This window comes from Pseudoalteromonas sp. SR45-6 (assembly GCF_014163545.1).
GTDB lineage: Bacteria > Pseudomonadota > Gammaproteobacteria > Enterobacterales > Alteromonadaceae > Pseudoalteromonas > Pseudoalteromonas rhizosphaerae.
On record NZ_JACJDM010000222.1, the window covers coordinates 1 to 287 of the forward strand.

At 38.0% G+C, this 287-nt stretch carries 1 protein-coding gene; it reads right to left on the bottom strand.

Going from position 1 to position 287, the window contains the following annotated elements:
* Window positions 1-86: 86 nt before the first annotated feature.
* Window positions 87-287, bottom strand: a 201-nt coding sequence (locus H5158_RS23000; RefSeq protein WP_182741000.1) for a transposase, incomplete at its 5' end; no start/stop codon positions are given.

Here is a 287-nt window from a genome sequence, read left to right on the forward strand (position 1 = left end):
TGATCGGCAAAATCATTAAGAACACAAAAGTGATCATTATCGCGTAATTTTCGTGATCAAAGCTTAATGAGAATAAGCGATCAAAGTTAATGCCATTGGGTGATCAAAGCTGGTGAGAATATGCACATTGGGCTGTCTATTTTGACCTTCATTTTGTCGATATAGCTTAGCTTTTTACGCGATTCATCATTTTTAAACTGAACTTGCCGTCCTGTTTTTATAGGTGGCTTTCGCATACATTGCTGTTGCAGTGGGCATACCTTGCAATCTTTTAAGTAACCGCAGAA